Source organism: Leminorella richardii (assembly GCF_900478135.1).
In the GTDB taxonomy this organism is placed as follows: Bacteria; Pseudomonadota; Gammaproteobacteria; order Enterobacterales; family Enterobacteriaceae; genus Leminorella; species Leminorella richardii.
In genome coordinates this window covers 28921-55350 of sequence record NZ_LS483470.1, presented here as the reverse complement: position 1 = coordinate 55350, position 26430 = coordinate 28921, and the positions used below count along the sequence as shown (strand labels likewise).

The following is a 26430-nucleotide window of genomic DNA, read 5'->3' as shown; positions in this document are numbered from 1 at the left end:
CCGCGGACCAGAGAACGCGCTAGGCGCGTTCTTCCGGCAGCACCATATAGGTTCCTTCAAAAACGCAGCCGACGCCGTCATCGCCGGATACGCTCACTTCAAGCTGCACTCTGGCCTTGCGCCCTTTCGCTAAACGGTCCAGATCGCCTTTCACTGACCCCAGTTCAGCAGAGGCCGTCGCACGACCGCCGATAGGCTTCTGATAGCGAATGTGCGCATCCACCAGCACAATCGCGCCGCCCAGCCTCCGCTCCTGAAGCAGCAGCCAGATAAGCCCCCAGCCCGTTAGCGTCGCCAGTGAAAACAGGCTACCGGCAAACTGAGTGTGGTGCAGATTGGTATTCACGCTCTCCGACATGGTGGTCATAAAGCGCTGCCCGGTATACTGCACGATGCGAACGCCCATCTTGTCGCTAAGGGGAATAGAGCTGTGCCAAGCGTTTTGCAGCTCTGCACACCAGTCGGGGTGATGAAGAATGTCGTTTAGTGAGGCAACGGGCTTTCGCATCAGAAAGTGACGCACTGGCGTTGTCAGCGGCGCGGTAACCTCCCCCTGATTAGCAAAGCCCAGTTTTTCAAAGAAGGACACGGTCTCTTCCCGAGCGCGACAAACGATACGCTTCACCCCTTCCTGACGAGCAATGGACTCCAGCGTCATGGCAAGAAGCGTCCCCAGCCCCTTGTTGCGAACGTCTTCCGCCACGGCCAGAAAGCGAATGGCGCCTTCGTTATCGGCATTAACGTATAGCCTGCCCACCGCCACGACTCGCCCCTGTGTATCGACAATCATCTGGTGATAGGCCGTCAAGTCATAGCCGTCCTTTTCGGAGCCAACGGGCTGATTCAGCGGCTTGCGCAGCATTTCCCAGCGGAATTGATAGTAGTCGTTCAGCTCTTGTTCAGTAACGGGGACACGCAGGTGATACATAAGGGCTCTCGGGTTGTTATGGCTATGTTTTTTTATATTGATAGCGCGTTCAAGGACAAAGGGCAATGGGAGATCGAGGCTTAATGAATACACGCGTAAAAGAATGTCTCTTCATACGAGAAGATAATTATGTCGCTGTTTGGGATGGCAATAATGCTGTTCTCATCGCTGGGATAAAAAAAGTCATCCCAAGCTGCGATAAAAACGTCAACGGGGAGCGTTGCGCCCGCACTTCGTCCCCAAAGCACGTTAATTGAATCTACACCCTGTAGCTTCTCAATAAAAAATAAAGACGACGTATCAACGTCATCAAAATCTAACACTCTTTTTTCCAATACGTCACAGAAAGAACGCGGCATTTCCATCAAGTGGCTAAAGGGAAAAGTAGCATCCCAAAGCCGCTGGGCCTCCATTGCACTTAACAGAAGGATGCACCCTTTTTCATCAGCTGACAGGCGGCAATCTTTTGAGTTAAGCCGCCAGGCGATCGGGTAGAGGGCTTCATTAAATACAATATCGTTCATAGCACCACTACTTCCCGTGCGACAGGGTCATCACTCGACCGTTCTCTTTGTCTATTTCAATAAGAAACACGCCGCCGGACTTGTCCGAAGGCAGATAGCCCTCAATTCGCCAGTAGCGGTCTTTATCGGTCACGTAAAAGGGACGCTCTTTCTCTACGCACGCTTTGCCATAAACATGCGTTACGTACATTTCCGCCAGCTCTACCGCCATTCCGGCGTTGACCAGATCTACGCTTCCAAGCCCTTTTTGCTTGCTGTACTCTGAAAAAGCGATCCCTTCACCCTCGTAGGCATAGGCTTGGGCGGTCAAGGCATCAACCATCAGGCTCTTTTCATCGGCGCATGACTGAGACAGCGGCCAGAGCAGAGCGAAGAGAAACCACGTGAACTTCACCATTGAGGACATCCTTTCTTACATCATTCCCTAAACGCTACAGCGCCCGCGCCAGCCCGCGTAAAAAAGCGCGGATCGCGCTGTTGTACTCGGTGTCGCCGCTCAGGTAGACATATCCAATCAACAGCAGCGCCACCGCGCTGAGAATCATCCATTTCTTGCCGTTGAACATCTTTCATCGTCCTAAATTTGCAGGCTAAACGTCACCGGCCCGTCGTTAACCAAAGAAACTTTCATGTCTGCAGCAAAAACGCCGGTTTGGGTTGGAACCAGCTCTTTGCAGCGCTCCACGAAGTCGAGGTACAAGCGCTCGGCGTCCGCAGGGGTTGCTCCGCGAGAGAAGCTAGGGCGCATGCCCTTTTGCGTATCCGCCACCAGCGTAAACTGGGAAACAACCAGCACGCTGCCGCCGGCCTGCTGCACGTTCAGGTTCATTTTTCCCTGCTCGTCGCTGAAAATGCGATAGCCCAGCACGCGCTCGCACAGCCTTGCTGACTTTTCCGGCGTGTCGTCTTTCTCAACGCCCAGAAGCACCAAAAGCCCGTTATCAATAACGCCGACGGTCTGGCCGTCAACAACAACGCTTGCCTGCATCACTCGCTGAATCAGTGCGATCATAATGTGTTTCTTCCGTTCGCTGCAGTGAAAAAAGAGATGCCATAATACACTTCTGAACAGCAGGAAAACATGCTCCGTTTCAAGGTGAGTTCGGATAAAGAAGCCGTATTACCAACAGGTATACCCACATCAAGCCATCTCCAACAGCCACCCAAATGAAACATTTCGTTGCGACTTTTTACCCGCAGGCGAAATAGAAAAGTGGGCGCATTTCCAGTTGGTATCGGTATAATCTGCCACAACTTTGTTCATCGTTCTGATTCTGTACTGCCAGAACTGGGATGTGCGAACAAAAGCGTCATCTGAGCCTATACTCAAAAAATGACGCGCACAGGGCAGGCAAGGCGCCTTTCCCACACTTTATCTATCAGGGGTTATACCATGAGTTTATTAGACCAGCTGGGCGGTATGCTTGGCGGCGGGTCGTCCAAGGGCGGCGTTGACTATATGGCCATGTTTCAATGGCTGGAACAGCAGGGCGGCCTGACGGGTCTTCTGGAGAAGTTTCGCCAAGGCGGGCTGGCTGACGTTGTACAGTCCTGGATTAGCTCTGGCGCAAATTTGCCTATCAGCGCAGAGCAGGTGCGCGACATCATCAGTCAGGCGGCGCTGGAACAGCTTTCCGCCAAGCTGGGGATGGATGACGGCCAAACGTCAGGCATCATTGCTCAGTACCTGCCGGACATCGTTGATAAGCTGTCCCCTAACGGTGAAGAGCCGGTTAACCCGGATATGCTGTCTCTGGGCATGACGCTGCTGAAGGGAAAACTGTTCGGTTAATGTTAGATCCCGGCGAAGGCACCCGCCTTCGCTCTCTTCCCACCTGAATGCCTCCCGATATAATAAAAACAAACAACAAGAAAGATAATAGCGATGATTTACTTTACCTCAGATACTCACTTCTGCCATTCCAACATTATCAACCTGTGCGATCGGCCGTTTGAAAGCGTACGCCATATGAACGACTCGCTTATCCACAACTGGAACGCCCTCGTCACTGAACGGGATGAGATTTATATTCTGGGCGACTTCCTTTTTCGTGGAACGGGGCAGGACGCCAACCAGATCCTGCGTAGGCTTAACGGTAAGAAGTACTTAGTTCGCGGCAACCACGACAAGTTTTTAGACGACCCAGAGTTCGATGCCTCGGCGTTTGAATGGGTCAAAGACTACTACGAGCTGGACTATCAGAAGCAGAAGATAGTGATGTTCCACTACCCGATTTTGGAGTGGCAGGGGTATTTTCGCGACGCTATCCATCTTTATGGGCACGTCCACAATTCCGGCAAAGATCCAGAGCAGCGCAAGCGACTAAGCGCTTTAGGGCCAAGAGCAGTCAACGTCGGCGTAGACGTTAACCGCTTTTTTCCTATCAGCGTTAACGCGGTGTTGAAGCAGGCGCAAAAATAGTATGTACAGCCTGCTTCAATAGCTACGCTTTTTACCTACTTCGCCCTATATACTTTTAACACCCGCTTTCAGGCTTTGGGCGTAAAAAAAGCGCCAATCGGCGCTTTTCGTAGTGACGAACTTTCGGATTACTCTTTCCCGCTGCGGTAAGCACGCTTGCGGTCGTTTTCCGTCAGGTGGCGCTTGCGCAGGCGGATAGACTGCGGCGTCACTTCTACCAGTTCATCGTCGTCGATAAACTCTAGCGCCTGCTCAAGAGTCATCTTGATTGCCGGAGAAAGCGTTGTCGCTTCGTCAGTGCCTGATGCACGGACGTTGGTCAGCTTCTTACCAGTCAGGCAGTTTACCGTCAGGTCGTTAGAGCGAGTGTGAATACCGATGATCTGGCCTTCGTACACTTCAACGCCGTGGCCCAGGAACAGGCGACCGCGATCCTGCAGGCTGTAAAGCGCATAGGCTAACGCCTTACCGGTACCGTTGGAGATCATTACGCCGTTGTTACGCTGACCAATTTCACCCGGACGAATATCGTCGTAGTGGCTAAACGTGGAGTACAGCAGACCGGTACCCGAGGTCATGGTCATGAACTCAGTACGGAAGCCGATAAGCCCGCGGCTAGGGATGATATAGTCTAAACGCACGCGGCCTTTACCGTCCGGCACCATGTCGCGCAGGTCGCCCTTGCGCAGGCCCAGCGCTTCCATCAGCGGCCCCTGGTGCTGTTCTTCGATATCAACAGTAACCTGCTCAAACGGCTCTTGCTTGCCGCGGAAGATAACCTTCGGGCGAGACACGGCCAGTTCATAGCCTTCACGACGCATGTTTTCAATCAGTACCGACAGGTGAAGTTCGCCGCGGCCAGAAACGCGAAACGCATCTGGGTCTTCCGTTTCTTCTACGCGCAGCGCCACGTTGTGCACCAGCTCTTTGCGCAGACGATCGAGGATTTGACGCGACGTCACGTATTTACCCTCTTTGCCGCAGAACGGCGAGGTGTTAACGCAGAAGAACATCGTTACTGTAGGTTCATCTACTGTCAGCGGCGGCAGCGCTTCCGGTGCGGAAACGTCACATACCGTATCGGAAATGTTCAGTTCACCCAGACCGGTGATAGCAACGATGTCGCCCGCTTCCGCGATGTCAGCTTCATAGCGCTTCAGGCCCATATGACCCAGCACTTGACCAATTTTGCCGTTGCGGCGCTGGCCTTCGCTATCGATGATAGTGACCTGCTGGTTAGGCTTCACTTTACCGCGCTTGATGCGGCCTACGCCGATAACGCCAACGTAGCTGTTGTAGTCCAGCTGGGAAATTTGCATCTGGAACGTACCGTCGAGGTCAACTGACGGTGGCGCAACGTGCTTGACGATAGCTTCAAACAGCGGATCCATGTTGTCAGCCAGATCGTTGTGATCCAGACCAGCCACGCCGTTAAGCGCGGATGCAAAGATGATAGGGAAGTCTAACTGCTCATCGGTTGCACCTAGGTTAACGAACAGGTCAAAAACCTGATCCACGACCCAGTCAGGGCGAGCGCCAGGGCGGTCAACCTTGTTGACAACCACGATCGGCTTCAGGCCGTAGGCAAACGCCTTTTGCGTAACGAAGCGGGTTTGGGGCATCGGCCCGTCCATCGCGTCGACCAGCAGTAAAACAGAGTCAACCATTGACATGACGCGCTCAACCTCGCCGCCGAAGTCGGCGTGCCCGGGAGTGTCAACGATGTTGATTCGGTAGTTGTTCCAAGTGATGGCTGTGTTTTTAGCCAAAATAGTGATCCCGCGTTCCTTTTCGAGATCGCCAGAGTCCATAACGCGCTCGCCGGCGTCGTTACGTTCCCCTAATGTTCCTGACAGTTGCAGCAGTTTATCGACCAGGGTGGTTTTACCGTGGTCTACGTGCGCGATAATGGCGATGTTACGCAGATTTTCAATCACAGATTTGCCTCAGGCATAGGAAATAGCGCGCTATTGTACACACTTTAGTCGCGTTAAAAAAACAAGATCATAAAGATTGACGAAAAACAACGCCTGACGAAACAGGTTGTGATCTCATTCACGCTTGAAAAAACGGCAAAAAAAGCCCGATTGCACTAAAAAGCGGCGCATAATAAAAAATCGCACTAAATTAGTGCATAGAAGGTGCAAAATTTACGCTTTCGTTCATACTTATCTCCCATAGCCACAGGAAAAACGGCCATTTAGCGAAGAGTGAAAAATTGGCATGATTATCGCATAGCCATCGCTTATGGCTGCAAGCCTAGCGGCATTAGGTTTGCACAATGAAGGCTAAACTCTAGCGAAATTCGTCACCGGGAGAACAACCATGTCCACTGAACACGTTTTGACCATGCTCAATGAGCATGAAGTAAAGTTTGTCGACCTCCGCTTTACCGATACCAAAGGTAAAGAGCACCACATCACGATCCCCGCTCATCAGGTCGACGCTGACTTTTTTGAAGACGGTAAAATGTTCGACGGTTCTTCTATTGCCGGTTGGAAAGGCATCAATGAATCTGACATGGTGTTAATGCCCGATCCAAGCACTGCACTGCTGGATCCCTTCTTCGAAGATACCACGCTGATTATTCGCTGCGACATTCTTGAACCCGGCACTATGCAGGGCTACGAACGCGACCCGCGCTCTATTTCCAAGCGTGCAGAAGACTTCCTGCGCTCTTCCGGTATTGCCGATACCGTACTGTTCGGGCCAGAACCTGAATTCTTCCTGTTTGACGACATTCGCTTTGGCAACAGCATCGCTGGCGCCTACTACCACATTGACGATATTGAAGCAGCCTGGAACACCGGCACTAAATACGAAGGCGGCAACAAAGGCCATCGTCCGGGCGTCAAGGGCGGCTATTTCCCCGTTCCTCCCGTCGACTCTTCTCAGGACCTGCGCTCTGCCATGTGCCTGACAATGGAAGAAATGGGTCTGGTTGTTGAAGCACACCACCACGAAGTGGCTACTGCAGGTCAGAACGAAGTGGCTACCCGCTTTAACACCATGACCAAAAAGGCTGACGAAACCCAGATTTATAAGTATGTGGTTCACAACGTTGCCCACGCCTTTGGCAAAACCGCCACCTTTATGCCTAAGCCGCTGGTTGGCGATAACGGTTCCGGCATGCACTGCCATATGTCGCTGTCCAAGAACGGTACTAACCTGTTCGCTGGCGACAAGTACGGTGGCCTGTCTGATATCGCGCTGTACTACATTGGCGGCGTGATCAAGCACGCTAAAGCCATCAACGCGCTGGCTAACCCAACCACCAACTCCTATAAGCGACTGGTGCCGGGCTTTGAAGCACCGGTTATGCTGGCCTACTCTGCACGCAACCGCTCTGCATCTATCCGTATCCCTGTAGTCGCTAATCCAAAGGCTCGCCGCATTGAAGTTCGCTTCCCGGATCCGGCAGCTAACCCGTACTTGGCGTTCTCCGCTCTGCTGATGGCTGGCCTTGACGGTGTCATCAACAAAATCTATCCGGGCGACGCCATGGATAAGAACCTGTACGACCTGCCGCCGGAAGAGGCGAAGAACGTACCAACCGTCGCTGGCTCGCTGGAAGAAGCGCTGAGCTGCCTGGACGCCGACCGTGAGTTCCTGACCCGCGGCAACGTGTTCACCAATGAAACCATCGATGCCTATATAGAAGTAAGGCGTGAAGAGCTTAACCGCGTACGTATGGCGCCGCACCCGCTGGAGTTTGAACTGTACTATAGCGTTTAATGGATTAGTGTTATTAGTTTGAGCCCATCTAATCATGGTGGGCCAAACTAACAAATCTGTTAAATCGGCCCCGTGGATATTCCGGCTGTAAATACGGCCTGCCTATATCACCATTGAGCTCGGCCGGAAGGGCGCTTGTATTAGCTTTGAGAGTGCGTCGGGCATAGCCTTCCTACGGGCACTTCGTTGGCTTACGCCAAGTCGACCCCAACGGAAGACTCTCCCTCCGATTAACTCCATGAATTGTTCGAACTTCATTTCAGGCGTCTATTATTAGCATCAGCGAACGCCCTGATCTGGCACAAAGGAGTTATCAATGGCGAGCCAAACGCTGCCCGATACAGAGCAAATCCTGAACGCACAGATTACCTGTGTGCTGATTCTGGATGCCTCGCTGTCGATCCTTTACGCCAATCCTTCCGCACAGCAGCTGCTGGTTCAAAGCTCACGCAAGCTGTTTGGCACCCCTTTGCCGGATTTGGTGGACTATCTCTCCCTTGACGTACCGCTGATGTGGTCAAGCCTGAACGCCGGGCAGGGCTTTACTGACAACGAAGTGTCCATGGTCATTGATGGCCACCTGCACGTGTTAACGCTCAGCGCACAGCTGTTGGCGGACGATCAGGTGATGATGGAGCTGTCGGCGCTGGATAATCACCGTCGCCTTAGTCAAGAACAGCTCCAGCACTCTCAGCAGGCGGCGGCCAGAGAGCTGGTTCGCGGTCTGGCTCATGAAATCAAAAACCCTCTGGGCGGCCTGCGCGGCGCGGCTCAGCTGCTGGCAAAGGCGCTGCCTGACCCACAGCTGACGGAGTATACCCGCGTTATTATTGAACAGGCTGATCGACTGAGGAACCTCGTTGACCGCCTGCTTGGGCCCCAGCACCCCGGTCAGTGGGTTGAGCAAAATATTCATCAGGTGTCTGAGCGCGTTTATCAGCTTCTGATGCTGGAGAAGCCCGATAACATTGCGCTGATGCGGGACTACGACCCCAGCATGCCCGAGCTCAGCCACGATCCTGAACAGATTGAACAGGTGCTGCTTAACATCGCCAGAAACGCCATGCAGGCTTTAGCACAGCAGGGCGGCACTATCATCATCAGAACCCGCACGGCGTCACAGATGACGCTGCACGGCGAACGCTATCGTCTGTGCGCCCGAATCGATATTGAAGACAACGGGCCGGGCATTCTGCCACAGATTCAGGACACGCTTTTTTACCCCATGGTCAGCGGACGCGAAGGCGGCTCCGGACTTGGGCTCTCCATTGCCCGCAGCCTGATTGACCGGCATCGGGGGAAAATTGAGTTTAACAGCTGGCCAGGCCACACCGAGTTCTCGGTCTACCTGCCCATCCGCAAATAGGGGGAATGATGCATCAGGGTACCGTCTGGATTATCGACGACGACAGCGCCATTCGCTGGGTGCTTGAACGTGCCCTCAACGGCGCAAACGTAAAGAGCGTCAGCTTCGACAGTGCGGACAGCGCGCTTGCCGCGCTAAGCAGCGGCGCGCCAGACGTGCTGATCTCCGACATTCGCATGCCCGGTATTGACGGGCTGACGCTGCTGCAAAAGGTGAAACAGCAGCATCCCCTGCTGCCGGTCATCATTATGACTGCCCACTCTGACCTTGATGCTGCCGTCAGCGCCTATCAGTTCGGTGCCTTTGACTATTTACCTAAGCCGTTTGACGTAGACGACGCTGTCGCTTTGGTCGAACGCGCCGTTAGCCACTATCGCGAAGTCCGCGAGCCTGACACCGTTGACCAAAGCAAAAGCCCGACGACAGACATCATCGGTGAAGCGCCCGCCATGCAGGACGTCTACCGCATCATTGGCCGCCTCTCGCTCTCCTCTATCAGCGTGCTGATCAACGGTGAGTCAGGAACCGGAAAAGAGCTAGTTGCTCACGCCCTGCACCGCCATAGCCCAAGAGCAGCGGGGAAGTTTATCGCCCTCAACATGGCGGCAATCCCTAAAGATCTGATTGAATCAGAGCTGTTTGGCCACGAAAAGGGAGCCTTTACCGGCGCGGGTCAAGTCCGTCAGGGTCGATTTGAACAGGCGGACGGCGGCACGCTGTTTTTGGATGAAATCGGCGATATGCCGCTGGAAGTTCAAACCCGGCTGCTGCGAGTGCTGGCGGACGGCCAGTTTTACCGCGTGGGCGGCTACGAGCCGATTAAAGTCGACGTGCGAATTATCGCCGCCACGCACCAGAACCTTGAACATCTGGTTAAAGAACACAAGTTTCGCGAAGACCTGTTCCATCGCCTCAACGTTATTCGCCTCCACCTTCCTCCTCTGCGAGAGCGCCGGGAAGATATTCCCCGTCTGGCTCGTCACTTTTTGCTGATCGCCGCTCAGGAACTGGGCGTCGAGGCAAAAGTCCTGCATCCGGATACGGAAAAGGCGCTCAGCGCCATGGACTGGTCAGGAAACGTTCGCCAGCTGGAAAACACCTGTCGGTGGCTCACTGTCATGGCTGCGGGTAAAGAGGTGCTGCCTCAGGATCTCCCTCCGGAGCTGTTCGCCTCTGACGAACGCACGCCAGAGCCATCAAGCCCTGCAATATTTAACGGCCACTGGACTGTGCTGCTAGAGGCATGGGCCGAACGCGCCCTTGGCGCGGGGAAAACAGACCTGCTGTCAGAAGCTCAGCCAGACATGGAGCGCACACTGCTTACCGTTGCGCTGCGCCACACGCACGGGCACAAGCAGGAAGCAGCACAGCTGCTGGGCTGGGGGCGAAATACCCTAACCCGCAAGCTTAAAGAGCTGGGAATGGAATAGCGCCAGATGCAGCCAGTGAGCTAATTGGCTATTTTTTGTAATCTGGCGCGCTTTTTTTTCTAAAAATTCTGATATTCTTTAGCCGACTTTGCCCGTTAGTGAATCGAATCGGCAGCGCTGTGCGCGCCGCATTCAGCCCGCAGGCTAAAGCACACCGTCGTTACCCTCGGCAGATATAATAAAGACTTTTTAAGAATCTGCGCGCACCTACCGCTGGGTCCGCATGGAGTACCACTATGTTGGAAAATATTGATTCACTGCTTCAGTCCGGCGCCGACATTGGCTCAATGCTCGGTCAGTCGCCGCAGACCTCTCTCGCCGCCGTGCTGTGCGTCATTATGTTTGTTCTGTTCTCCTGATTTTATCAGAGATAAAGCGCCAAACGGCCGCATAATGCGGCCGTTTGGCGTTTGTGACATCATCGACTATCGTCGATTTAGTCTTTAGATAACCCGCGAGAACTGCTGCCTGCGCGCCTGCTGGCGCAGATAGGTATCAAAACACATACAGATATTGCGGATCAGCAGGCGGCCTTTGCCGGTCACCTGAATGCCAGTGTCGTCAATAGTCACTAGGCCGTCTTTTGCCAGCGGCGCCAGCAGCGCCAAATCTTCAGCAAAGTGTTCCACAAAGCGGATACCGTAAGCCTGCTCAATGTCGGCAAAGCGCAGCTGGAAGTTACAAATCAGGGTTTTAATCACGTCGCGGCGCAAGCAGTCGTCTTCCGTCATGACCAGACCTTTCCACAGGGCATTGCCCTTCTCTTCCACGCTGGCGTAATACGCCTTCAGGTCTTTCTGATTCTGTGCGTAAGTATCCCCCATCATGCTGATGGCAGAAACACCCAGCCCCAGCAGGTCGCTATCACCACAGGTGGTGTAGCCCTGGAAGTTACGGTGCAAAACGCCTTCGCGCTGGGCGATGGCCAGCTCGTCATCCGGCCGGGCAAAGTGATCCATGCCGATAAACTGGTAGCCTTCCTGCGTTAAGTACGAGATGGTTTCCTGCAAAATAGACAGCTTGTCGTTAGCTGACGGCAGATCGACGTCTTTAATCTTCATCTGTGCAGCAAAGCGGCTAGGCAGGTGCGCGTAGTTAAACACGCTCAGGCGATCCGGGCTGAGTTCAGCCACTCGCTTCAGCGTCAGCGCGAAGCTCTCCGGAGTTTGCTTCGGCAGGCCGTAAATCAGATCGATATTGGTTGAGCGAAATCCTAACGCTTTGGCTCTTCGTATCAGGGAGAAAATAAACTCTTCGTCCTGCTCGCGGTTTACCAGACGCTGAACCTCTTTATCGAAGTCCTGAACGCCCATACTCATGCGGTTAAAGCCTTCGGCACGCAGGTGATCGAGGATCTCGAGCTCAATTTCACGAGGGTCGATCTCAATAGACACTTCCGCGTCCGGCAGGAAATGGAAGTGCTTACGCAACAGGCCGTTAAGGCGGCTAATCTGCTCGGCGTTCAGATAGGTTGGCGTACCGCCGCCCCAGTGCATCTGAGACACCTGCCGATCGGCAAACATCGGCGCGCGTTGCTCTATCTCTTTCTCCAGCATGTCGAGGTAGATTTCGACCTTGTGCCCCTGACGCGTCACTATCTTGTTGCAGCCACAGAAATAGCACAGCTTATGGCAAAAAGGGATGTGAACGTAAAGGGAAAGAGGGCGCGAAGGGTAACGTTCAGCTGCTGCCACAAAGTCGCTTTCGCCGTAGCTTTCGCTAAACTCGAGCGCCGTTGGGTAGGAAGTATATCGAGGGCCGGAATAGTTATATTTCTGAATAAGGGCCAGATCCCAGTCAATGAACTGCGAGGACATTTGCTCACTCCGTCTTGTTTTTTCTTCTCCGCGACTGCGTATTTTTTATAAGTGCTCTTGTGCCGCGGGAGTGTTTCGCCGAATAGCGGCGCTCTTTCAGCCGGTTCAGCCATAGCAGCTTGCCTAATAGCCAAACCAGATAGCCTGCCAGCAATAACCCAACAAACGGAAACAGCCACTGCATGGCGCTGGCGACTCTTTTAGTCTTTGTGCTTCAGAAGGTTAAGGATATCGTCCTTCTTATCAGAAGGTTCCTCTTCCTCATCGTCGTCGCCCAGATCGATACCCAACTGTACCATTAATTCGTCGATGCGATCGAGGGTATCGTTAACATAGTTGTGCTCTTCGTCCGACAGCGTTTTCCCTGATTCCAGTGCGTCCAACAGGTCATTAAGGCGCTCGTCGTTTTCCAGCAGGGCCAGCTCTTTCTCCGCAGGCATCGCCTTGGAGCGAGGAGTGGCGTCCTCTTTTCGCGTCGCTTTCTGCACGCTTTGCTCACCAGAAACCACTAGCTGCACTGGCGTTTTACTGCCAATGCGCGGATCTTTTGTGCCCCCAGAGCGGGACGAGTTCTGAGAAGAGCCTGATACATTGGTGCGAGAACCCGCCGCGTGACCGCGATGCTTTTTCTGACGCTTGCGCTCTTTGCCTTCGGCGTTTAAATCCTCACGGCTTTTACGCCGGTTTTTGGGGGCTTTAGTACTGCCTTTTGAGGCGTTTTGCGGCTGCTTCATAGTGGGTTCTCAAACAGAGGGGTTAACTTCAGCGGAATCTATCAGAAACAAAGAAAAAAGGCGACAGATAACTCTGTCGCCTCAATGCAATTGTCGTACTCCATCCATGTGAGTCAATCGACGTCCCGGTCTATCCCTTTGCTTTATCGTCCTGTCCCTGGAAATCGTCCCTTATCTCGTCCTGAAGAATAAAAGTCGTCCCTGGCGCTTTCCCTAGCCGTTCATCCTGAACTACGCCGAAGCGTTTCCCTAATGTCCGTATCCACACTGTTATATCCTGACAGCGTTTCCCACATCCTGCGGGGTGTTCCTTTTGCTCTGAGCATCGTCCTGATGCTTCCCTGAGCTGAAACGCACGTCCTGTGAGCTTCCTTGGCGTCCATCTCCGCGCTATGCTATCCTGACAGCGCTTTCCCACATCCTGTGGGTCATTCCTTTTGTATCACTCTTTGCATCATCCTGATGCTTCCCTGAGCCGAAGCACACATCCTGTGAACTTCTTTCACCGCGTTCCTTGCTTGAGGTGTAATTTACGCTTTTCAGCGCGCCGAACAAGGTAGCTGTAACGTGTAAGCCATGCCCATTTTTACCGATAAAAAATAACCAGCTGAAAATAAAGATATTCATCTCAAAAAAGATCCAAAAAAGACGACATTGCCCTACTTACCAATGGCAAATGTCTCACACGGTGACGGTGGCAACTCTCAGCGTCTCTGCTAGCGTCTGCGCCGCTCGGTAAGAAATTCCCCCTTTGTCACAGTAAATAAGTATAATTGCCGCCGAAACGACCACCGAAGGAGGCGAACGCCTTGACGATAAAAAACCTTAACTACCAGCAGACGCACTTCGTCATCAGCGCGCCGGACATTCGGCACCTGCCGGAAGACATCGGCATTGAAGTCGCCTTTGCGGGCCGTTCTAACGCGGGCAAGTCCAGTGCGTTAAACACGCTGACCAATCAAAAAAGCCTGGCGCGTACCAGTAAAACGCCGGGACGCACACAGCTTATCAACCTGTTTCGGGTAGAAGAAAACCTGCATCTGGTGGATCTGCCCGGCTATGGCTATGCCGAAGTACCGGAAGAAATGAAGCGTAAATGGCAGCGCGCGCTAGGAGAATACCTACAAAAACGCGAGTGCCTGAAAGGGCTAGTCGTGCTGATGGATATCCGCCATCCGCTAAAAGACCTAGACCAGCAGATGATTCAGTGGGCGGTCGACAGCGAGCTTCCCGTGATGCTGCTGCTGACTAAAGCCGACAAGCTTGCCCAAGGCGCCCGTAGAGCACAGGTTGATATGGTGCGCGAGGCGATCCTGCCGTTTCAGGGTGATATTCAGGTTGAGGCCTTCTCTTCACTGAAGAGATTCGGCGTCGACAAGCTGCGCCAAAAGCTGGACGAATGGTTTAGCCTTCCACCTAACGCCTTAAACCTTCCTGCGGATGAGTGATATTAAAACGCGCTGGGATGAACGCGACTTTGAACAAATGGGCTGGCACGATGTACACATACACGCTGTCGCCCACTATACCGAAGTCCTCCAGCTGCGTTTAGATATTGACTACATTCTGCAGTGGATAAACCCTCCCGCAGAAGAATGCCGCTACCGCTTTCTGCTTGCCCCCGCAACCATGGTTTTCGATCTGGTCTCGTCGATAAAGCTGGATATCAACACCGCTTCACCGGGGCTGTTTATATCCCGCCTTCATCAATCTGTACCCATTCCCGGCATCTTTCCCGAGAGTCCCTGCTCTTATGACTACCGCATTGAGCTTGAGGAAGGCTGCATCGCCTTCAACGCCAGCGGATTTCGCCTATATATGCGTCAACCGCCACAAGAACACACCGGGCAATGGCTGAGCCTTCGCCAAAGGGGCGGCATTAGCGTTGAAGTTCCACAAAATTATGGGGATGAAGACGAACAGATCTGGAAGGATGTCACAAGCTGGTATCACAGTTAATCGCAGCTGGCTGAACGCGTTTTATCGAAATTCATTTTTGTAGATAAAAAAACGCCCCGTTCAAACGAACGGGGCGGCTAATATAGAGCCAATCCTATTACAGGGTTGAAAAATAGAACATCTTACCTCTGTACCCTACGCCGATTACTCTACTCCATTTGTTGTTCTTGTGGAAGCATTTTTGTAGGAAAATTACAATTACCTGTCGGCATTATTGTCGCCCTCATCACATTAAAAGGCGACAAAAGGTAATTTTCTTACGAAAAATCATCACTATCATCATACAAGTCTCTTTTTTTGATCGGAAAACTACATTCATTAAATCCTGTCGATTTCCGGTACGTCGATAGAGCTTATATAGATAAAGCGATTGTGTGGATATATAAAAAGAGTACGGGCGCAAATCGCGCCCGTACAATGACTATCCGACAGTATGCTTTATACGCAGGTCAGAAAAAACTGCCTGTTAGCTGCGAACGCCGAACTTATCGCGGTAGTCAGCGATGTTGTCTTCGATGTCATTACGACCCAGCAGACCACCGCCAATCAGGCCGTAACCCGCACCAACGATACCGCCGACAAATACGCCAACCAGATTGCCGATCAGGCCAAAACCAAGAACGCCGCCGCCAGAACCGCCGATTTGAGTGCCGACAGCCATACCGGTAGCCATACCGTCACCCAGACCAAAAATAGCGCCTTCTAAAGCGTCGCTAATACTGTTTGCCCAGCCGCCGTTAACCATATCCACTTCATTCGTTTTCAATTCACGCATGTAATTTTTCCCTTTTAGAATATAAATAGATTCTCTTTACCCATTCATTTTAAATAGAAAAAAACCTCGATATTCCATCTAAAATTTGGGCAGTCCAAGCCTAACAGTAGGAAAAAACAAAGTTGAGCGTTTTTTATTTATTTTATAAATTAAGAGTATAAAAAATAAGGTATTTTTTATAAATCGGAGATAAGAATAAATAACAGTTCAGAATAACAACTCCTTACTTAGGAATGGGCTTTTTATCCACGGATATAAACCCCATACAGAATAAATAAGATAAAGAATAATAAAAACTAAAAAGCCTCGGTTATCATCCCGAGGCTTTATTGATGAAATACGCCTAATTGACTAAATAAACTTCATTCACTCAGTAAATCAATGGGCTTCATCCCAGTTTATACCACAGCCAACGTCCACTTTTAGCGGCACCTTCAGCGTTACGCACTGTTCCATGATGTTTCGAATCTTTTCTTCGCTTACAGCAAGATCCGTCTCATTCACCTCAAAGACCAGTTCATCATGCACCTGCATAATCATCTTCACCCGCGGCGCTTCCTCTCTCAGCCAGCGGTCAACGCCAATCATGGCCGTTTTAATAATGTCTGCGGCTGTGCCCTGCATCGGCGCGTTAATGGCTGCGCGCTCTGCACCTTTGCGACGCATACCGTTGCTGGACTTGATCTCCGGCAGATACAGGCGTCGACCAAACAGCGTTTCAACAAATCCCTGCTCTGACGCCTGTACGCGGGTACGCTCCATATAGGAAAGCACGCCCGGATAGCGTTCGAAGTAGAGATCCATATAGCGCTGCGCTTCACCGCGGGGGATCCCCAGCTGGCGAGCGAGGCCAAAGGCGCTCATGCCGTAAATCAGACCGAAGTTAATGGCCTTAGCGCTGCGGCGCTGCTCTCCGGTAACCTGATCCAGCGGGGTGCCAAACACTTCAGCAGCCGTAGCTCGGTGGATATCTTTCCCTTGGGCAAACGCGTCCAGAAGTCCTTTATCATCAGAGAGGTGCGCCATAATACGCAGTTCAATCTGCGAGTAGTCGGCAGCCATAATTCGACAGCCCTCTGAAGCAATAAAGGCCTGACGAATACGCCGCCCTTCATCATTACGCACGGGAATATTTTGCAGGTTTGGATCGCTTGAAGACAGACGCCCCGTTGCCGTTACAGCCTGATGGAACGACGTGTGTACTCGCCCAGAAACTGGATTAATCATCTGAGGTAGCTTGTCGGTATAGGTAGACTTCAGCTTGGCTAAGCCGCGATGCTCTAAAATCACCTTCGGCAGCGGATAGTCAAGGGCCAGCTCGGCTAACACCTCTTCGTTGGTTGACGGCGCTCCACCCGGCGTTTTCTTCAGTACCGGCAGCTTCTGCTTTTCATAAAAAATCGTCTGCAACTGCTTGGGAGACGAAAGGTTAAACGGCTCTCCCGCCAGCTCGTGCGCCTGCAGTTCCAGCGCGGCAAGGCGCTCGGCAAGCTCAGCAGAGTGCTGATTAAGAATAGCGCTGTCTATCAACACCCCTGTGCGCTCCATGCGCGACAGCACTGGCACCAGCGGCATTTCAATCTCGCAGAAGACCTTCTTCAGGCCGGCTTCAGCTTCAAGCTTAGGCCACATTGCCTGATGCAGGTTTAAAGTGACATCGGCATCTTCTGCCGCGTAAATGCCCGCTTCTTCAATTGCCAGCTGGTTAAAAGTCAGCTGATTCTTACCCTTGCCCGCCAGCTCTTCAAAACTGATGGTTTTATGACCCAGATAGCGATCTGCCAGACTGTCCATATCGTGACGGCCGGCAACGCTGTCCAGCACATAGGATTCCAGCATGGTATCAAACGCGATACCGCGCAGTTCAATGCCGTAACGCGCCAGCATGCTCTGATCGAACTTCAGGTTCTGGCCAATCTTTCCAATCGATGCGTCTTCTAGCCAAGGCTTGAGGGCGTCGAGCACCTCATCGCGTCCCAGCTGCTCCGGCGCGCCGATATAGTCGTGGCCAAACGGAACGTAGGCTCCTTTGCCACTCTCAATGGCAAAAGAAACGCCAACCAGATTGGCGCTCATATAGTCCAGCCCGTCAGTTTCTGTATCGAAGGCAACGCCGTCCGCTTTAGCAAGCTGTGCCAGCCATTCGTCAAAACGCCCGCGCTCCAGCACAATTTCATACCCTTCACGGGAAAGGCTAACGCTCGCTGGCGCTTTCTCCACAGGGGCAGACTGATAGGACGTCGGCGCACTTTTACCGCTTTTCGCACCTGCGCTTACCGTGCCGGTGCTTTGCAGCTCTGCCAGCCAGCGTTTAAACTCATAGCGGTCAAACAGCTCGCTTAGCGCGTCAATGTTCGGCTCGCTCAGCGTTAGCCCATCTTCTGTCACGTCAAGCTCAACGTCCGTTTTAATCGTTGCCAGCTGATAGGAAAGGTAAGCCGCATCTTTATGCTGCTCAAGCTTAGCGCCCATCGTTTTAGCACCGCGAAAGCTCAGCTCAGCGATTTTATCCAGCTGGCTATAAATACTGTCGAGACCACCGACGCCCTGTAGCAGAGCCTGAGCAGTCTTTTCCCCCACGCCGGGCACACCGGGAATGTTGTCCGACGCATCGCCCATCAGCGCTAAGAAGTCGATAATCAGCTCCGGCGGCACGCCGTACTTATCGCACACTTCCTGCGGTCCCAGCAGCGTATTGTTCATGGTGTTAATCAGCGTAATCTTCGGCGTCACCAGCTGCGCCATGTCTTTATCACCGGTGCTTATCAGAACATCACGCCCTTTTGCCGCCGCGGCTTTCGCCAGCGTACCAATCACGTCGTCTGCCTCTACACCGGGCACCACCAGCAGGGGGAACCCCATGGCCTTAACCATTTCGTGAAGCGGTGCTATCTGGGCTCGCAGGTCGTCCGGCATTGGTGGGCGATGCGATTTGTATTCAGCAAACAGCTCATCGCGAAAAGTTTTACCCTTGGCGTCAAAAACCACGGCGATGTGGCTCGGCTCGCTTTGTGCCACTAGGCTACGCAGCATATTCATTACGCCGTACATAGCGCCCGTCGGCTCGCCGTGCCGGTTAGTTAACGGAGGAAACGCGTGGAACGCCCGATAGAGATAGGAGGAACCGTCAACAAGGACAAACGAATTTTCTGCTATTTTAGCCATGGTCTTTATTCTTCGCGGTTGGTGTCGCTAGTGGGGGAGGCAGTATAATTTCATTATACACGGCGCAGCCGTGGGACCAAAAAACGTTAATCGTCAGAGCTGTGCACAGCACAGATCCGGCGCTGTTAAACCGGAGGCCATCGGAGATAAGTGGAAGTTGACGAATGTTTTCCGGCAAGGCGAATGGAGAAAAGCGCTGCCAGTGAAGGCTCATAGCCTGTGGATAAGTCTGTGACTAAAAGTAAGTTAATCTTATACAGCTGTATCATTCTTGTTATTTTTTTAAAATAAATCTTATTAAATCAAATGAATAAACGCATCCCTCAAGCCCATTTCTCTTTAAAGACGCGATCTTCAACTGTGGATATTTGATTTGTCAGTCATTCATATCTGTCAAGGGGCTGAAGTAGACTTCCTGATAATTTGTCGAATAATCCCAGCAACTCTTGGGATGTCAGCGGGTTTATCTAAAACCCCCGCCAAGTCCAAAAGATCGAAGTGAGATTTTGCGCTTTATATAATAGTTCTCCCTAACCGACAGCAATAAAACCCGGTGAGACGATTTCTTCAGGTCAGACCTCAATGGGTCAAAACGGCGGCAAACGTTTATTATACTTTTGGCTTTCTGTTAGAATTAGCCATAATTTAACGCGTTGGCTCTCTCGCACTTTATTAACGACAACCATGAACGCTATCACATGCCGAACCTGTTTGCCCCGATCGCCTTTTTGATCTCTACAGCGCTGACTATCCTTTTTACCATAGTGTGTTCAGTACCCATGGCTATCGCTGGGCTGCTCAAGCTCATTCTGCCCATTCCCGTCGTTAGCCGTGGTGTAAGCGCCTTTTGCAACGCCATGATGTACTGCTGGTGCCTCTCTTTAGCCTTCATCCTTAAATCAACAGGCCGCATAGAATGGAATATCGAAGGTGCAGATTCTCTGAGTAAAGACAGCTGGTACCTGCTCATTAGCAATCACAAAAGCTGGACAGACATTGTCGTGCTCTGCGTTGCCCTTCGCGATCGCATCCCGATGAACAAATACTTTCTCAAGCAGCAGCTGGCCTGGGTGCCGTTTATTGGCCTAGCCTGCTGGGCCATGGACATGCCGTTTATGCGCCGCTATTCCCGCGCCTACCTGCTAAAGCATCCGGAAAAGCGTGGAAAAGATATCGAAACTACCCGCCGCTCCTGCGAAAAGTTTCGCCATCACCCCACAACTATCGTTAACTTCGTTGAAGGCTCTCGCTTTACCGAACAGAAAAAGCAGGAAACCAAGTCTCCCTACGAAAACCTGCTGCCGCCAAAGTCGGCGGGGATCGCGCTGGCACTAAACGTGCTCGGCTCGCAGTTTGACAGAATTCTCAACGTCACCCTGTACTATCCGGACAATCAGGAAAAGCCCTTTCTCGATCTGCTCTGCGGCCGCATGAAGCGTGTCGTTATGAGAATTGAGACACTGCCCGTTGACGACAGCATTCGCGGTGACTATTTGAACGACAAGGCCTATAAGCGCCAGTTTCAGCTCTGGCTGCACAACATTTGGCTGCGCAAAGACGAGCAGTTAAACGCACTGAAGGCCTTATTCAGCAGCAAACGCCCATAAAGTATCCATAAAAAAGCCGCTCAACAGAACGGCTTCTTATCTCTTATCATCCAGCCTCAGGCAATCACCAGTAGCCTAGCCACTTCCACCATGCACCGCCAACCGTCACCCAAATCATCAGGTTAATGACGCTGAGGATAAAGCCGACTTTCCACCACTCCGACAAAGTGACATAGCCGGAACCAAAAATAATCGGCGCGGTACCGGTGCCATAGTGAGTCAACGACATCATCAGTGAGGAAGCAAACGCCAGCGTCAGCCCCAGCATCGCCGGAGGCGCGCCGAGAGCCAGCCCGGCAGCAAAGAAGGCGGCAAACATCGCAGTAATGTGCGCGGTGGTGCTTGCAAAGAAGTAGTGCGAGTAAACGTACACCAGTATGAGTAAGATCGTACCGCCGATCCAGCCAATGCCGAGGCTGCCAATCGCACCACCAACGGTTTGAGAAAGCCAGCTAATCAATCCCAGCTTGCCTAAAAACGTCGCCATCATGACCAGCGCAGCAAACCAGGTAATGGTATCCCATGCTCCCTTATGCTTGAGCAAGTCTTCCCAGCTCAGCACGCCGGTCATCAGCAGAACGGACAGACCAATAAACGCCGCCGTTGTCGGGTTCACTTCCCAGGCTTTCCCCATAAAAAAGGCCGGAATGCCTGCCCACAGCACCAGCAGAAGGGCAAATACCCCTAGAGTGATCGCCTCTGGCAGCGAAACGGGCCCCAGCGCTTTTAGCTTATTTTTGGCAAACACCGGTGCATCCGGCGTGCTCTTGATCTCCGGTGGATAAAGCCAATAAATCACCAACGGTACGACAATCAGCGAAACGATAGCCGGAGCAATCGCCGCTATCGCCCACATACCCCACGTCAGCTCGATACTGGGATCGGTGCCTTTGATAATCAGCGCGACGATCAGCGGGTTTGGCGCAGTGGCCGTAATAAACATCGCCGAGGTGATCGGGTTAATGTTGTAGTTCACCAGTGAAAGATAGCGGCCAATTTTTTCCGTAGAGCCCGGCGTGGGCTTGGAATCAAAACTGTCGGCAATAGAGCGCATAATCGGGTGAATAATGCCGCCACCGCGGGCTGTATTACTGGGCGTTACCGGTGCCAACGTGGTTTCGGCAAGAGCCAACGCATAGGCAATCCCCAGCGTTTTTTTCCCAAACAGCGAGATAAAGTAGTAGCCAATGCGCGCTCCCAGCCCGGTTTTATTCAGGCTTAGGGAAACCATCATGGAAATACCGATTAACCAAATCAGCTGATTGGAAAACCCGCTAAGGGCGTCGTTGAGGGCAGCACCGGGTTTACCGGGGTTAGTCACCCCCGTCAGCGCCACCAGTGCAATGGAGATAATAGAAAGCGCCCCTATCGGCATCGCTTTACCGATAATAGCGACAATGGTGCCAACAAACAGCGCCAAAAGCTGCCAGGCATTGGGCGCAACGCCCTCGGGAACAGGAATAACAAACCAGATAAGCAGCGTAACGGCAATAGCAATCAGGGATGGAATCGGCTTTAGTGGCGTCATTTTTTCCATAAATTATCCCACTCCAATAGACAGGAAAATTGTGAAAAAGAGAACGGAAGCTGGGGCAAAGCCTCTCAGCAACGTGTAAATATTCCGCGATACGGGTACCGAAGAAATAATATCCTTTTTATTAGTTTTATGTAGAAATATTGTTAAAAAGTGTCGAGTTGGTAACAAAAGAATGACACCGTCAGGCCATAGTTTTCAATTAACTACGGCCCGACGGTGGAGAGAGGATTAGGCTTTACTCAGTAAAGAGATATCCGCTACCTTCAGGAACAGATCCCGCAGCTTGCTAAGCATTGTCAGACGGTTGATACGCAGGCTTTCGTCGTTATCCATGACCATCACTTTATCGAAGAAGCCGTCGACAAACTCACGCAGATCCGCCAGTTCGACCAGCGCTTCCTGATAGTGGCCTTCTGCAAAAAGCGGCTCCAGCTTGTCGCGCATTACTGCCAGATGGGCGGCCAAGTGCACTTCCGCAGGCTCTTTCAGCAGGGCAGCGTTAACGCGCTCGTGCAGCGTATCCGTAGACTTGGACAGAATGTTAGACACTCGCTTGTTGGCCGCTGCCAGAGATTCCGCGGCGTCCAGCGTACGGAAATGAGAAACGGCTTTCACGCGCGCGTCAAAGTCAGCAGGGCGAGTCGGACGAAGAGCCAGCACGGCAAGAATAACATCAGTACTGAAGCCTTCATCCTGATACCAGGCGCGGAAGCGGCCCAGCATAAACTCAACCACTTCATCCACGGTGTTACCGTTGGTCAGCTTGGTACCGTACAGGCGCACAGCCTCTTCAGTCAGAGTCTTCAGATCCAGCGGCAGCGCCTTCTCAACGATAATACGCAGTGCGCCCAAAGCCGCGCGGCGCAGCGCGAACGGGTCTTTATCCCCTTTAGGATGCTGTCCGATGCCAAAGATACCTGCCAGCGTATCCATCTTGTCGGCGATGGCCACAGCGCAGGCTACCAGCGAATCCGGCAGGTTGTCACCGGCAAAGCGCGGCATATACTGCTCGTTAAGCGCCAGAGCCACTTCCTCGTCTTCACCGTCAAAGCGCGCATAGTGCATACCCATCACGCCCTGCGTGTCGGTGAACTCAAACACCATGTTGGTCATCAGGTCACACTTGGACAACAGGCCAGCGCGAGTCGCCTTGTTAACGTCAGCGCCAATCTGCGCGGCAATCCAGCCCGCCAGTGCCTGAATGCGGTCGGTCTTGTCGCGTAGAGTGCCCAGCTGCTGCTGGAACAGTACGGTTTCAAGACGCGGCAGGCGATCTTCCAAGCGCTGCTTGCGGTCGGTATTAAAGAAGAATTCCGCATCCGCCAGACGCGGGCGCACAACCTTCTCGTTACCAGAAATAATCTGCTGCGGATCTTTAGACTCAATGTTAGTCACAAAAATAAAGTTCGGCATCAGGTTGCCCTGAGCGTCGTACACCGGGAAGTACTTCTGGTCCCCCTTCATGGTGTAAACCAACGCTTCTGACGGCACCGCCAAGAACTTCTCTTCAAACTTCGCCGTCAGCACCACTGGCCATTCCACCAGAGAGGTCACTTCTTCCAGCAGGCTTTCGCTGATATCGGCCACGCCGCCCAGCTTCTGCGCTGCGGCTTCGGCATCGCGCTTAATAAGGAATTTACGGGTATCGTAGTCAGCAATTACTTTGCCGCGCTCTTTCAGCACCGTAGGATACTGCTCGGCGTTCTCCAGCGTGATTTCCGGCTCGCCCATAAAGCGGTGGCCGCGAATAACGCGGGCGGAATCAACGCCAAGAATGGTGCCGGCAATCAGCTCGCTGCCGTACAGCATAGTTACGGTATGCACCGGGCGGATAAACTGGGTGTCTTTGTCACCCCAGCGCATCGGCTTAGGAATAGGCAGCTTAGCCAGCGACTGCGCCACTAAGTTGGTCAGCATGGCCTGCACTGGCTGGCCTTTTGCCTGAGCGCGATACAGCAGCCACTCGCCCTTATCGGTCACCAATCGCTCGGCCTGATCGACGGTAATACCGCAGCCGCGAGCCCAGCCTTCTGCGGCTTTGCTTGGCTTGCCGTCAGCGTCAAACGCCTGAGCAATGGCGGGGCCGCGCTTTTCTACTTCGCGATCGGGCTGTGACGCGCTGAGTTCAGCCACTTTAAGCGCTAAACGACGGGGCGCCGCGAACCACTCTACCGCGCCGTGGGCCAAAGAGGCCGCGTCCAGTTCAGCGGTAAAGTTAGCGGCAAATGATTCGGCAAGAGAGCGAAGCGCCTTCGGTGGCAACTCTTCCGTGCCGATTTCCACAAGGAAAGTCTGTTGAGTCATGGCGTTCTCTTAAACCTTTTTCTTATCTGATGAAGAGTGACACATTGGGAAGCCCAGCGCCTCGCGGGACGCATAGTAAGCCTCGGCGACGGCCTTGGTCAGCGTGCGAATGCGCAGAATATAGCGCTGGCGCTCCGTCACGGAGATCGCCTTGCGCGCGTCCAGCAGGTTAAAGCTGTGCGCTGCTTTCAGAATGCGCTCATAGGCAGGCAAAGGCAGAGGCGTTTCTAGCGCTAACAGGCGCTGAGCCTCTTTTTCATACTGCTCAAAGCAGCTGAACAGGAAGTCGGTGTCCGCATACTCAAAGTTGTAAGTCGACTGCTCAACTTCGTTCTGGTGGTAGATGTCGCCGTAGGTCGTTTTACCAAACGGACCGTCGCTCCAGGTCAGATCGTAAACGCTGTCAACGCCCTGAATGTACATCGCTAGGCGCTCAAGGCCGTAGGTGATCTCACCGGTAACCGGCTTACACTCCAGACCGCCCACCTGCTGGAAGTAGGTAAACTGAGTCACTTCCATACCGTTCAGCCAAACTTCCCAACCCAGCCCCCATGCGCCCAGCGTCGGGTTTTCCCAGTTGTCTTCAACAAACCGGATATCGTGCACAGTAGGATCCAGCCCCAGCTCTCTCAGCGAGCCCAGATAAAGCTCCTGAATGTTGTCCGGCGAAGGCTTGATGATCACCTGAAACTGATAGTAGTGCTGCAGGCGGTTAGGGTTCTCGCCGTAGCGGCCGTCAGTCGGGCGACGCGATGGCTGAACGTAGGCGGCTGCGATCGGCTCAGGGCCGAGCGCCCGCAGGCAGGTTATTGGGTGAGACGTACCGGCGCCCACTTCCATATCAAGTGGTTGAACGATGGTACAGCCTTGACGCGACCAATAATCCTGTAGCGTCAGGATTAATCCCTGAAAGGTTTTAGTATCAAACTTCTGCATGTTGGATCCGCGCACGATAGAATGGAGTGAATGAATATAGTCGTTCAGTATAACCTATCTAACCCATAGATTTCGAGCGGCAACGGGCGGGTAGAAAGCGATAAATAGCCATAAACAGAGGGTAAAATCGCTTTTTTCATGCAAAATGCGGTTAAACAACACAGGAAGAACATTATGCAACGCTGCACCTGGGTCAATCAGGATCCTCTTTACATCGCCTACCACGACGACGAGTGGGGCGTTCCCGTCCACGATAGTCAGAAGCTGTTTGAAAAACTCTGTCTGGAAGGCCAGCAGGCCGGCCTGTCTTGGATTACGGTGCTGAAAAAGCGCGAAACCTACCGCCAGTGCTTCCACCAGTTCGATCCCCACAAGGTGGCCGCCATGACGGAGGCTGATGTTGATCGCCTGATGCAAAATCCCGGCCTTATTCGCCATCGAGGTAAGCTGGAAGCGATTATCAACAACGCCAAAATCTACCTGGATATGGAAAAAAATGGCGAAAGCTTCGCTGATTTTATCTGGTCTTTCGTCAATCACGCGCCGATCGTTAACCATTTCTCACTCAACGGAGAAAACACGCTCCCCGCCTCAACGCCAACGTCAGACGCCATGGCTAAGGCGCTCAAAAAGCGCGGCTTCAAGTTTGTTGGCACCACCATTTGCTACGCCTACATGCAGTCAATGGGGCTGGTGAATGACCACATGATTGAGTGTTTCTGCCACCCGGACAACCGCTCGTGATAAGACCAGCTCAAGCAGGCGATCTGGATGCACTGATATCCCTGTGGCTAACAACCACCATTGAAGCCCACCCTTTTATCAGTGAAGCGTACTGGCGGGAAAGTGAACCTCTGGTACGCAGCGACTATTTGCCTAAAGCCACCACCTGGCTCGCCGAACACAGCGGCGAGCTGCTCGGCTTTCTCAGCGTGATGGAGCACTATTTTATCGGCGCGCTGTTTGTTGCCCGCCCAGCGCAAGGCTCCGGAATTGGCAGGGCGCTGATGGAACATGCCAAGAGCGTTTATCCTGAACTGCTGCTGGAGGTATATAAAGAAAACGTCGACGCTATCGGCTTTTATATAAAGCAGGGGTTTACCGTCATTAGCGAACAGCCCCATCCGGGAACGGGGCATGTCACCTATGTGATGCGGTGGCGTCGTTAGGGAAAATTCCGCAGTGCGGGGA

27 protein-coding genes are annotated in these 26430 nt (G+C 52.8%); 11 read left to right on the top strand and 16 right to left on the bottom strand.

The annotated features are described in order from the left end of the window. Positions 1–19: 19 nt before the first annotated feature. The 5 genes from fabY to dtd form a co-directional block, all read right to left on the bottom strand. Complete coding sequence (gene fabY, locus DQM29_RS00235) at positions 20–928, bottom strand: fatty acid biosynthesis protein FabY (RefSeq protein WP_111738764.1); 909 nt, start codon at positions 926–928, stop codon at positions 20–22. An 80-nt stretch (positions 929–1008) separates the two neighbouring features. After that, positions 1009–1452: a hypothetical protein gene (locus DQM29_RS00230; RefSeq protein WP_111738763.1), complete on the bottom strand. Its 444-nt coding sequence runs from the start codon at positions 1450–1452 to the stop codon at positions 1009–1011. Positions 1453–1459: 7 nt separating this feature from the next. Then, the gene (locus DQM29_RS00225; RefSeq protein WP_170126460.1) at positions 1460–1849 is read right to left on the bottom strand and encodes an NTF2 fold immunity protein; all 390 of its coding nucleotides are present in this window, start codon (positions 1847–1849) and stop codon (positions 1460–1462) included. Positions 1850–1883: 34 nt separating this feature from the next. Then, positions 1884–2018 (bottom strand): hypothetical protein, encoded by a 135-nt coding sequence (locus DQM29_RS18520; protein ID WP_269472274.1) that lies wholly within the window; start codon positions 2016–2018, stop codon positions 1884–1886. An 11-nt stretch (positions 2019–2029) separates the two neighbouring features. After that, positions 2030–2464 carry a D-aminoacyl-tRNA deacylase gene (dtd, locus tag DQM29_RS00220; protein ID WP_111738761.1) on the bottom strand — a complete coding sequence of 145 codons (435 nt, stop codon included), beginning with the start codon at positions 2462–2464 and terminating at the stop codon, positions 2030–2032. Positions 2465–2845: 381 nt separating this feature from the next. On the opposite strand from dtd, the gene DQM29_RS00215 reads away from it, so the two are divergent. Together DQM29_RS00215 and DQM29_RS00210 are read left to right on the top strand one after the other, a co-directional pair. Beyond that, entirely contained in the window at positions 2846–3244 is a 399-nt protein-coding gene (locus tag DQM29_RS00215) for a YidB family protein (protein WP_111738760.1), read from the top strand. A 93-nt stretch (positions 3245–3337) separates the two neighbouring features. Beyond that, positions 3338–3874, top strand: a complete 537-nt coding sequence (locus DQM29_RS00210; RefSeq protein WP_111738759.1) for a metallophosphoesterase — start codon at positions 3338–3340, stop codon at positions 3872–3874. 128 nt (positions 3875–4002) lie between these two features. Here the strand turns inward: DQM29_RS00210 and typA are convergent, their stop codons facing one another. After that, the gene (typA, locus tag DQM29_RS00205) at positions 4003–5811 is read right to left on the bottom strand and encodes a translational GTPase TypA (protein ID WP_111738758.1); all 1809 of its coding nucleotides are present in this window, start codon (positions 5809–5811) and stop codon (positions 4003–4005) included. 388 nt (positions 5812–6199) lie between these two features. On the opposite strand from typA, the gene glnA reads away from it, so the two are divergent. From glnA to DQM29_RS18050, 4 genes are all read left to right on the top strand, one after another. Continuing rightward, positions 6200–7609: a glutamate--ammonia ligase gene (gene glnA, locus DQM29_RS00200; protein ID WP_111738757.1), complete on the top strand. Its 1410-nt coding sequence runs from the start codon at positions 6200–6202 to the stop codon at positions 7607–7609. Positions 7610–7925: 316 nt separating this feature from the next. Next, on the top strand, positions 7926–8975 hold the full coding sequence (gene glnL, locus DQM29_RS00195; RefSeq protein WP_111738756.1) for a nitrogen regulation protein NR(II): 1050 nt from the start codon (positions 7926–7928) through the stop codon (positions 8973–8975). Positions 8976–8983: 8 nt separating this feature from the next. After that, positions 8984–10405: a nitrogen regulation protein NR(I) gene (glnG, locus tag DQM29_RS00190; protein WP_111738755.1), complete on the top strand. Its 1422-nt coding sequence runs from the start codon at positions 8984–8986 to the stop codon at positions 10403–10405. Between the two features lie 236 nt (positions 10406–10641). Continuing rightward, entirely contained in the window at positions 10642–10764 is a 123-nt protein-coding gene (locus tag DQM29_RS18050; protein ID WP_145960315.1) for a YshB family small membrane protein, read from the top strand. Positions 10765–10848: 84 nt separating this feature from the next. Here DQM29_RS18050 and hemN read toward each other — a convergent pair whose 3' ends face one another. From hemN to DQM29_RS00170, 5 genes are all read right to left on the bottom strand, one after another. Continuing rightward, positions 10849–12222: an oxygen-independent coproporphyrinogen III oxidase gene (gene hemN, locus DQM29_RS00185; RefSeq protein WP_111738754.1), complete on the bottom strand. Its 1374-nt coding sequence runs from the start codon at positions 12220–12222 to the stop codon at positions 10849–10851. Positions 12223–12226: 4 nt separating this feature from the next. After that, positions 12227–12406: a hypothetical protein gene (locus tag DQM29_RS00180; protein WP_111738753.1), complete on the bottom strand. Its 180-nt coding sequence runs from the start codon at positions 12404–12406 to the stop codon at positions 12227–12229. Between the two features lie 16 nt (positions 12407–12422). After that, positions 12423–12956, bottom strand: coding sequence for a Der GTPase-activating protein YihI (gene yihI, locus DQM29_RS00175; RefSeq protein WP_111738752.1), 534 nt, complete (start codon positions 12954–12956; stop codon positions 12423–12425). Positions 12957–13086: 130 nt separating this feature from the next. Beyond that, on the bottom strand, positions 13087–13224 hold the full coding sequence (locus tag DQM29_RS18135; RefSeq protein WP_170126459.1) for a hypothetical protein: 138 nt from the start codon (positions 13222–13224) through the stop codon (positions 13087–13089). A 122-nt stretch (positions 13225–13346) separates the two neighbouring features. Beyond that, on the bottom strand, positions 13347–13583 hold the full coding sequence (locus DQM29_RS00170; protein WP_111738751.1) for a hypothetical protein: 237 nt from the start codon (positions 13581–13583) through the stop codon (positions 13347–13349). Between the two features lie 182 nt (positions 13584–13765). Between DQM29_RS00170 and yihA the strand changes: the two genes are divergently transcribed. Then, positions 13766–14404, top strand: coding sequence for a ribosome biogenesis GTP-binding protein YihA/YsxC (gene yihA, locus DQM29_RS00165; protein WP_111738750.1), 639 nt, complete (start codon positions 13766–13768; stop codon positions 14402–14404). Continuing rightward, the gene (locus tag DQM29_RS00160; protein WP_111738749.1) at positions 14397–14915 is read left to right on the top strand and encodes a hypothetical protein; all 519 of its coding nucleotides are present in this window, start codon (positions 14397–14399) and stop codon (positions 14913–14915) included. Before yihA ends, DQM29_RS00160 begins: the two co-directional genes overlap by 8 nt. A gap of 466 nt (positions 14916–15381) precedes the next feature. On the opposite strand, the gene DQM29_RS18650 is transcribed toward DQM29_RS00160, so the two are convergent. Both DQM29_RS18650 and polA read right to left on the bottom strand, forming a co-directional pair. Next, positions 15382–15690 carry a DUF5862 family protein gene (locus DQM29_RS18650; protein ID WP_111738748.1) on the bottom strand — a complete coding sequence of 103 codons (309 nt, stop codon included), beginning with the start codon at positions 15688–15690 and terminating at the stop codon, positions 15382–15384. Between the two features lie 378 nt (positions 15691–16068). Beyond that, positions 16069–18855, bottom strand: a complete 2787-nt coding sequence (gene polA / locus DQM29_RS00150; RefSeq protein WP_111738747.1) for a DNA polymerase I — start codon at positions 18853–18855, stop codon at positions 16069–16071. 698 nt (positions 18856–19553) lie between these two features. Between polA and DQM29_RS00145 the strand changes: the two genes are divergently transcribed. After that, positions 19554–20462, top strand: a complete 909-nt coding sequence (locus tag DQM29_RS00145) for an acyltransferase (RefSeq protein ID WP_111738746.1) — start codon at positions 19554–19556, stop codon at positions 20460–20462. A gap of 64 nt (positions 20463–20526) precedes the next feature. Here DQM29_RS00145 and DQM29_RS00140 read toward each other — a convergent pair whose 3' ends face one another. From DQM29_RS00140 to glyQ, 3 genes are all read right to left on the bottom strand, one after another. After that, the gene (locus tag DQM29_RS00140; protein ID WP_111738745.1) at positions 20527–21999 is read right to left on the bottom strand and encodes a DASS family sodium-coupled anion symporter; all 1473 of its coding nucleotides are present in this window, start codon (positions 21997–21999) and stop codon (positions 20527–20529) included. 228 nt (positions 22000–22227) lie between these two features. Then, positions 22228–24303: a glycine--tRNA ligase subunit beta gene (gene glyS, locus DQM29_RS00135; RefSeq protein WP_111738744.1), complete on the bottom strand. Its 2076-nt coding sequence runs from the start codon at positions 24301–24303 to the stop codon at positions 22228–22230. 9 nt (positions 24304–24312) lie between these two features. Next, positions 24313–25239, bottom strand: coding sequence for a glycine--tRNA ligase subunit alpha (gene glyQ, locus DQM29_RS00130; protein WP_111738743.1), 927 nt, complete (start codon positions 25237–25239; stop codon positions 24313–24315). 174 nt (positions 25240–25413) lie between these two features. On the opposite strand from glyQ, the gene DQM29_RS00125 reads away from it, so the two are divergent. Together DQM29_RS00125 and DQM29_RS00120 are read left to right on the top strand one after the other, a co-directional pair. After that, positions 25414–25983: a DNA-3-methyladenine glycosylase I gene (locus DQM29_RS00125; protein ID WP_111738742.1), complete on the top strand. Its 570-nt coding sequence runs from the start codon at positions 25414–25416 to the stop codon at positions 25981–25983. Then, entirely contained in the window at positions 25980–26408 is a 429-nt protein-coding gene (locus DQM29_RS00120; RefSeq protein ID WP_111738741.1) for an N-acetyltransferase, read from the top strand. The genes DQM29_RS00125 and DQM29_RS00120 overlap by 4 nt, the downstream gene beginning before the upstream one ends. The last annotated feature ends 22 nt before the right edge of the window (positions 26409–26430 follow it).